Origin of the sequence: endosymbiont of Riftia pachyptila (vent Ph05) (assembly GCF_000224455.1) — a bacterium.
Taxonomy (GTDB): Bacteria; Pseudomonadota; Gammaproteobacteria; order Chromatiales; family Chromatiaceae; genus Endoriftia; species Endoriftia persephonae.
This window is the reverse complement of the sequence record NZ_AFOC01000132.1, coordinates 1-7,087: the sequence shown is the minus strand read 5'-3', so window position 1 is coordinate 7,087 and position 7,087 is coordinate 1. Positions and strand designations below refer to the sequence as shown.

The 7,087-nt window shown below is 60.0% G+C and carries 7 protein-coding genes; 5 read left to right on the top strand and 2 right to left on the bottom strand.

Annotated elements, in window-relative coordinates; all coding sequences use genetic code 11:
• Positions 1-74 precede the first annotated feature (74 nt).
• Positions 75-776: a proteobacterial dedicated sortase system response regulator gene (pdsR, locus tag RIFP1SYM_RS15060; protein WP_039960690.1), complete on the top strand. Its 702-nt coding sequence runs from the start codon at positions 75-77 to the stop codon at positions 774-776.
• Positions 776-2,830: an ATP-binding protein gene (locus RIFP1SYM_RS15055; protein WP_039960689.1), complete on the top strand. Its 2,055-nt coding sequence runs from the start codon at positions 776-778 to the stop codon at positions 2,828-2,830. The genes pdsR and RIFP1SYM_RS15055 overlap by 1 nt, the downstream gene beginning before the upstream one ends.
• On the opposite strand, the gene RIFP1SYM_RS15050 is transcribed toward RIFP1SYM_RS15055, so the two are convergent.
• Entirely contained in the window at positions 2,827-3,885 is a 1,059-nt protein-coding gene (locus tag RIFP1SYM_RS15050) for an aminopeptidase (RefSeq protein WP_240992143.1), read from the bottom strand. The two genes, RIFP1SYM_RS15055 and RIFP1SYM_RS15050, sit on opposite strands and share 4 nt — an antisense overlap.
• 936 nt (positions 3,886-4,821) lie before the next feature.
• On the opposite strand from RIFP1SYM_RS15050, the gene RIFP1SYM_RS15045 reads away from it, so the two are divergent.
• Positions 4,822-5,301, top strand: a complete 480-nt coding sequence (locus RIFP1SYM_RS15045; RefSeq protein WP_240992142.1) for a thioredoxin family protein — start codon at positions 4,822-4,824, stop codon at positions 5,299-5,301.
• A 14-nt stretch (positions 5,302-5,315) separates the two neighbouring features.
• Here RIFP1SYM_RS15045 and RIFP1SYM_RS15040 read toward each other — a convergent pair whose 3' ends face one another.
• The gene (locus tag RIFP1SYM_RS15040) at positions 5,316-6,521 is read right to left on the bottom strand and encodes a class I SAM-dependent methyltransferase (RefSeq protein WP_005966369.1); all 1,206 of its coding nucleotides are present in this window, start codon (positions 6,519-6,521) and stop codon (positions 5,316-5,318) included.
• A 20-nt stretch (positions 6,522-6,541) separates the two neighbouring features.
• On the opposite strand from RIFP1SYM_RS15040, the gene RIFP1SYM_RS18880 reads away from it, so the two are divergent.
• Both RIFP1SYM_RS18880 and RIFP1SYM_RS18875 read left to right on the top strand, forming a co-directional pair.
• Positions 6,542-6,925 carry an SDR family NAD(P)-dependent oxidoreductase gene (locus RIFP1SYM_RS18880; protein ID WP_005966367.1) on the top strand — a complete coding sequence of 128 codons (384 nt, stop codon included), beginning with the start codon at positions 6,542-6,544 and terminating at the stop codon, positions 6,923-6,925.
• A partial coding sequence (locus RIFP1SYM_RS18875; RefSeq protein WP_338063189.1) for an SDR family NAD(P)-dependent oxidoreductase occupies positions 6,843-7,087 on the top strand: 245 nt, incomplete at its 3' end. The genes RIFP1SYM_RS18880 and RIFP1SYM_RS18875, both read left to right, overlap by 83 nt.

Below are 7,087 nucleotides of genomic sequence, written 5' to 3'. Positions count from 1 at the left end.
TTGGGCACAAGATACGCGCTCATGACTTGATCAGAGGCTCCTTAGCTCCCTACCAATCAGCCAATGGAAGCCAGATGCCAAAATTGATCGCCATCGTCGAGGATGAGCCGGCCATCCGCGACAACTACACCGACTACCTCACGCGCCAGGGCTATCGGGTCAATGGCTATGCCTCCCGTCAGGCCGCTTCCAGCGCCTTTGGCAGACAGCTGCCCGACCTGGTGATTCTAGATATCGGCCTGCAGGACGAGCCGGACGCCGGCTTTGAGCTCTGCCGGGAGCTGCGCAGCCGCTCCGCCAATCTACCGATCATCTTCCTCACCGCCCGTGACGACGAGTTCGACACGGTCTCGGGACTGCGCCTGGGCGCCGACGACTACCTCACCAAGTCGATCAGCCTGCCGCAGATCGCGGCGCGCATCGCCGCCCTGTTTCGCCGTCTCGACGCCCTGCAGACTCAACAGAGTAGCGACAACATCCTCACCCCGGGGTCGCTGCGTCTCGATCTCGACCGGCTCACCGCCCACTGGCGCGAGCAGCCGGTGGAGCTGACCCTCACCGAATTCTGGATGGTGCATGCGCTGGCCCGTCACCCCGGCCACGTGCGCAGCCGCGATCAGCTGATGGAGGAGGCCAACATCCTGGTGGACGCGGCCAGCGTCAGCACCCACATCAAGCGCATCCGCCAGAAGTTCCAGCAGCTCGACGCCGGGTTCAGCGCCATCGATGCAGTCTACGGCGCAGGCTACCGCTGGCTCGAGAATGGGCAGAGTTGATGCCTCCGCTACGCCGGCGCCGCTTCCGCGAAAGCCTCCGCTTCAAGCTACTGCTGGTCTCGCTCTCACTGCTGGCGATCCCATTGGCAGGCTATCGCTACCTGGTCGAGACCGAGCAGTTTCTGCGCAGCGCCAGTGAACAGAATCTGCAGCAGAAGGCCGAATTGATCGCCCAGCTGCTGGCCACCCAACAGGAGCCTGCATTTCGCAGCAGCTTTAGCGAGGCACCAGCGATCTTCGTCCACCCGCTCGCCCAGCCGATCGATCTGGACGGTTACGGTGAGGAGTGGCAGCCGCTGCTGGACCAGGCGCACAGCTACAGCACCGGCAGACTCAGCTTTCGTCTGCTCAGCGGCATTCATGCTGAGCAGCTGCTGCTGTTCCTACAGATCCGTGATTCGACGATCCGCTACGCGCCGGCAAACGACCTGCTGAGTCCGGCAGCGGATCACCTGCTCCTGCAACTGCGCTCGGAGACGGGGGTGCTGCGGCGTTATCGCATCGCCACCTCGGCTCCCGGCTGGTTTCAAGCCAACCCGCAACAGCAGGCGGGGCCGCCGATCCGCGGCGAGTGGCAGGAATCACCTGACGGCTACAATCTGGAGCTGGGCTTTCCCGTAGAGTTGGCGCGGGGTGGGCTCTCCGTCACCGTCTTCGATCAGGCGGCGCAGCAGCCCCCTGTCGTCGCCTCAAGCTCAGGGTTGGATAATGATGCCCTTCTGGCACGGCTGGTGCTGCCGCTGGCTGCGGTAGAGTCTCTGTTACAGGGGGTGGTTAGTGACGGTGAACGCATCCAGGTCGTGGATCGCCAACAGATGATCGTGGCCAGAAGCGGCAACCTAAGCCCACCCCACTGGCTCAAACCGGCCTCCTCCTTCGAGCAGCTGCTGCGTCGCCTGCTGCCGCGCCCGGCGGGAATCTTCCAGACGCCGCATCAGCATGCCGGACGCCTCGACGCAGCGGCGATCCACCGCGCCCTGCAGGGGGAGAGCACGGTCAGCCTCCAGCAGAGCCATTTCGAGTCGGCGATCACCCTCTCTGCCGGCGTACCGATCCGCGCCACCGACGGCACTCTGCTCGGCGCCCTGCTGATCGAAAAGAGCAGCCATGAAATCCTCAGCCTGCAGCAACGTGCCTTCGCCCGGATCCTCTCCACCGGGTCAGTTCTACTACTACTCTCGGTGCTGGCCCTGCTTGGCTACGCCGGTCGCCTTACAGGCCGGATTCAGCGCCTCAATCGCAGCGTGGAGGCGGCGGTCAGCCCCGATGGACGCATCCTCTCCAACCTCCCTGCGGTCTCCGAGCGGGACGAGATCGGTGAACTCAGTCGCAGCTTTGGCCGGGTATTGCGACGCCTCAGCGAATACAACCGCTATCTGGAGTCGATGGCGTCACGACTTGCCCATGAGTTCCGTACACCGCTGACCATGGTGCAGTCCTCCCTGGAGAATCTAGCCAGTGACCCGGACCCGCAGGCGCAAAGCCGTTACCTGGAACGCGCCACGGAGGGTAGCCGGCGGCTCAGCCTGATCCTGCAGCGGATGCGCGAAGCGACCCGCCTGGAGCAGAGCCTGCAGCAGGCGGAGCGGGAGCCGCTGCAGTTGGAGTCGCTGCTGCAGACCATGCTGGAGGGGTATCGGGTCAGCTTTCCCGATGTTCGATTCGAGTTGCAGACAGCGCGGCTGGCGCCGATCGACGCCGCACCCGAGCTGATCGCACAGGCTCTCGACAAGCTGGTCAGCAACGCCATCGATTTTCACCAGGAGCAGACGCCAATTCGCCTGCAGCTGACTCCATTGCCGGAGCACAGTCGGCAGCGGCTATCTGTGATCAACCAGGGCCCTACCCTGCCAGAGACCATGACCAGCCACCTCTTTGACTCGATGGTGAGTCTGCGAGGAGATCGGGACAGCGGCTCACATCTGGGCCTGGGACTCTATCTGGTGCGGCTGATCGCCGAGTTTCACCAGGGCCACGTCTATGCTGAAAACCTGCCAGACGGCAGTGGCGTGGTGATCGGCATGGAGTTTCCCTCAACTACTAACAAGGATTAAGGCCGCAGCCGAGCATGTCGCGCCTCCAGCGGTAGCTCCGCCAAGGCTTCGCAAGCGGCATAAAAGCGTTCTAAATCTCCACTCTGTTGCCGATAGAGTGCCTCCAACCCGGGCACCAGCGACTCGTAGGTGGCCAGCGATGCTAGCAGAGCGTTGTTGAGTGGACGTCGGAACCAATGGTCAAAGCCACTGTAACCGCCCCACTCCGCCTTCAAGGCCTGATAGCGCCGCCGCAACTGGTCGAACAGCGCCTGTTTGCGCTGGCGCATCTGGGATGCTGGCAACCCTTCAGCATAGAGCACTGCGAGGGATGCCCGACTCTGTAACAGTAGCTGAGTGAACTGGCTGCTACGGCTACGCTGTCGATGCCACTGCTCAAGTTTTTCCGGAGCCTCCTGCTCTAGCCAGGCTTGCACGCCGATACGTGCCAGCTGTGTGGCAAACGCCTCATTGAAGGCGCTGTCGCCCTGCACATAGAGCTTTTGATGGGCCAGCTCGTGGAAGATCAACGCCGCCAGGCGCGGCTCCGACCAGCGGATCACGCTGCTGGTGATCGGGTCATCGAACCATCCCAGCGTCGAATAGGCGGGCACCGGGTTGACCACCTGGTCGTAACCCTGGGCAGCAAGCTGCTCGCCGTGGGCCTCCGCATCTCGCTTGTCGAAATAGCCGCGATAGGCGGCACAGCCCACTACCGGATAGCACCAGCTGATCGGCTTCACCGAGAACTCTGGAGTCGCCACCAGGCTCCAAACCACCGCCTCCCGCTGCAGCTCCGCGTAGCTGAGGTAACTGTCGTTGTCCGGCAGCGCCAGCTGCTGACTGGCAAACTCACGAATCGCCACGACCCGCCGCAGCCGCTGCTTAAGCTCGGGGTCGATGGCATTGTCCAGCAATAACGACTCGATCGGGCGACGTTTCTGCAGCAGATCGAGCTGGCCGTTGATCGACTGGGCGTAGTAGCCGAGCATTTCACAGCCACTGAGCAGCGGCAGAAAAAGTAGCAGACAGATGAGCGACAAGGTGTACTCAGCTCTGGTCTGTGGTGAGTGCATCACGCAGCCTCTCGATTATGCGGCAGCACACTATCTGCATCGGCATTCATCACTGGCACCAAGAATCAACCAAAACCCCACTAATCAGACTTGAAAATGCGCCTGCTGTCACACCCCGTACCACTGCGTTCGTATCATCCTCCGGTTCCTGCCTCGTCTGCCGAGTAAGGTTTTATTGGGATTAATGATTCAATAAAACCTGATTCTTGTCATATCGCACATCAGGGAAAACCCTTATAGTGATTGATATATTATCATTTACTGATATACTGACTCAGCCATCAGACAGGGGGGGGCTTGAACGTTGAAGCAACTGCGCATTCTCGTCGGACTTATCCTTATCACGCAAGTTCTTCCTGCCTTTGCCGGTTCGGAAGGCATTCCCGCCACAGAGGACTGGGCACAGGTTTCTGCTGAGGCACAAGCGGCCCAGTCTCCGATTATCTTGGTTTTCACAGCTGAAGCTTGTAGCTACTGCGAGCAGCTCGCACATGATGTACTCATTCCGCTGCAGGCATCAGACGAGCAAAACAAACCCATTATCAAGGCCTTCGACATCAGCACAGGCAACAAAATCATCGATTTTGACGGCAGCAAGGTCCGGGGCCGCAATTTCATCTCCCGTTACACGNCTTCGCCACACCGACCGTGGTTATCCTCGACTCACAGGGGAAACAGCTGGCGGCCCCCATTGTTGGCTACAATTCGAAGGATGAATACCTGATCCTGCTGAACAACGCGATCGACTCATCCCGCACCGCTATGCAGGATATCGAGCTGCCGGAAAAAGTGCTCGCTGGTACTCAGTAACCGGCTTTCGGGCAGACCCCCTGATCATTTCACAAGACAAACTGTCATATCAGAGATGTGGTAGGCACTCGACCACCGGTTTTGGCTATACTTCCGCTCCTGCTTTTCGACTTGATGGAGCGACTCGTGCGAAGATTGATCCTAGCTGTATTACTTAACCTCTCTCTACTGGCCGTCGCTCAGGCATCCCCCGACAAAGTGCATTCCACCATTGTTTTCACCGACAATCTGCAAAAGGATGCCGCCCTCTCCAAACGCCTAAATGCACCCATCCTGCTGGTGGTTTCCCAGGAGCACTGCCCTTTCTGTGATCTGTTGAAGCGGGAGGTGCTCAACCCGATGGCCTTGAGTGGGGACTATCGAGACAAGGTGGTGATGCGCGAGATCCTGATCGACCTGGGGGAGACCCTGATCAACTTTGAGGGCAAGTCAGAGGATGCCGCCGAATTTGCTCATCGCTATGATGTCTACCTCACCCCGACCCTGCTGTTTCTCGACCCCCACGGCAATGAACTCAGCAAACGCATCGTTGGCGTCAACACAGTGGAGCTCTTCTACTTCTACCTAACCAGCGCCATCGACAGCGCCCGGGAGAAGATGCAATAACTGCCTCGGTTCGGCTACAGACGACCTCGCAGATCGAGTAGGCCGAACCCGCGCATTCGGTTCTTCATCTGCTTGGTAAAACCGATCACCTTGAACCGCTCTCCCATCTCCGACGGCAGTGTCAGTTTTTTCACGCCCTGAACCCGCGCCATGTGGGCAGCAATATCGTCGGGATCTGATCCGGCGAGCAGCTCGTCCAGACCACTTGCCATGAGAAAATGGGCCTGAGTAGTGTAGCCCGCCAACGCAAATCCGGCCTGCTCCGCCGCCTCCGCCACAGCCGTAAAGTCCACCTGCGCGGTGATATCCTGCAACCCAGGCCAACGATAGGGATCGGCGTGGGCGCGATGACGATAGTGACACATCAGGGTGCCTTCGCTGCGTTGTGGATGGTAATACTCACTGCGTGGATAGCCGTAGTCTATGAGTAACACTGCGCCCCGCTCGAATGCTCCGCCGAGGGCAGCAAACCAGGGGCCCAATCGCAGATTCAGCTCCGACACATATCCACCGCTACCCACCGGCAGTCCCGCCAACCGTCGCTTGACCTGTTCGCTGAAACCTACTGTCTCGGGCCTGGCAAAGTGATCGCGAAATCCTTCCTCCTGCCAGACAACAAAGCCCTCCTCTATCCCCGCCTCTGAATGACGGAAACGGCTGGCAGGCATCGCGTCTAACAGTTCGTTGGCCAGCACAAAGCCTTCGAATCGAGACGGCATCTGACTCAGCCAGCTCACCCGCTCCAGCAGCTGGGGCACCCGCTCCCGCAGGATTTGTCGCTGACGCTGCTGCAGCTCCGGGCTCAGCTCCAGAATCAGATAGCGGTTTGGCAATTGTCCCAACCGTTCCAGCTCTGCCAGTAGATCCACAGCCAAAACGCCGGAGCCTGCACCAAACTCCAGAATATCGCCCTGTGGCAGCTCACCCAGCAGCTCTGCCGCCTGGTGTGCGATGCACTGGGCAAACAGGGGCGAGACCTCCGGTGCGGTAACAAAATCCCCTGCCTCACCAAACTTGCGACTGCCCGCCACGTAGTAACCCAATCCCGGGGCATAGAGCGCCAGTTCCATAAAATGGTCGAAGGAAATCCGCCCGCCTGCCGCCTCGATCTCATAACGAATCCTTGTCTGCAACTGCTCACTGAGTTCTAGGGCGGCAGGATCGGGAGGGGGCAGATCAGAGACCGGAGCTCTTCCGGGGAGGCGAAATGAAGCGGACATGAATTCAGAATCCTAGAGCAATGCGATATGGTAGGGCCGACATTCAATCATGGAGTATTGGCATGACGCAAAATGGATCGTCCCTAGCAGGCAAAGCGGGACTGATCACCGGCGGTGTCCACCGCATCGGCGCGGCAATCGCCCGCCAGCTGCATGCCGAGGGGATGGACCTGATCCTGCACTACCGCAGCTCCAGCGTCGCCGCCGCCGAACTGCAGGCAACGTTGCAGGCACAACGCCCTGACTCGGTGCTGCTGCTACAGGCTGACCTGCACCAGACCGACCAGCTCGAAGGCCTGATCGAGCAAGCAGTTAAATTCCGTGGNCCTCGACCTGCTGGTCAACAACGCCTCAAGCTTCTACCCCACCCCACTGGAGAGCCTAAACCAGGCCGACTGGGATGACCTGATCGGCAGCAATCTAAAGGCCCCCCTATTCCTCTCCAAGGCAGCGGCGCCTTGGCTACGCGATCAGCGGGGCAACATCATCAATCTGGTCGACATCCATGCTGAGCGCCCCCTCAAAAACCATCCGATCTACTCCATCGCCAAGGCTGGCAACGCCAT

Bases quoted from the DNA above. Each gene is read 5' to 3' on its own strand.
- pdsR (WP_039960690.1), top strand. From the start codon at position 75: ATGCCAAAATTGATCGCCATCGTCGAGGATGAGCCGGCCATCCGCGAC.
- RIFP1SYM_RS15055 (WP_039960689.1), top strand. From the start codon at position 776: ATGCCTCCGCTACGCCGGCGCCGCTTCCGCGAAAGCCTCCGCTTCAAG.
- RIFP1SYM_RS15050 (WP_240992143.1), bottom strand. From the start codon at position 3,885: ATGCACTCACCACAGACCAGAGCTGAGTACACCTTGTCGCTCATCTGT.
- RIFP1SYM_RS15040 (WP_005966369.1), bottom strand. From the start codon at position 6,521: ATGTCCGCTTCATTTCGCCTCCCCGGAAGAGCTCCGGTCTCTGATCTG.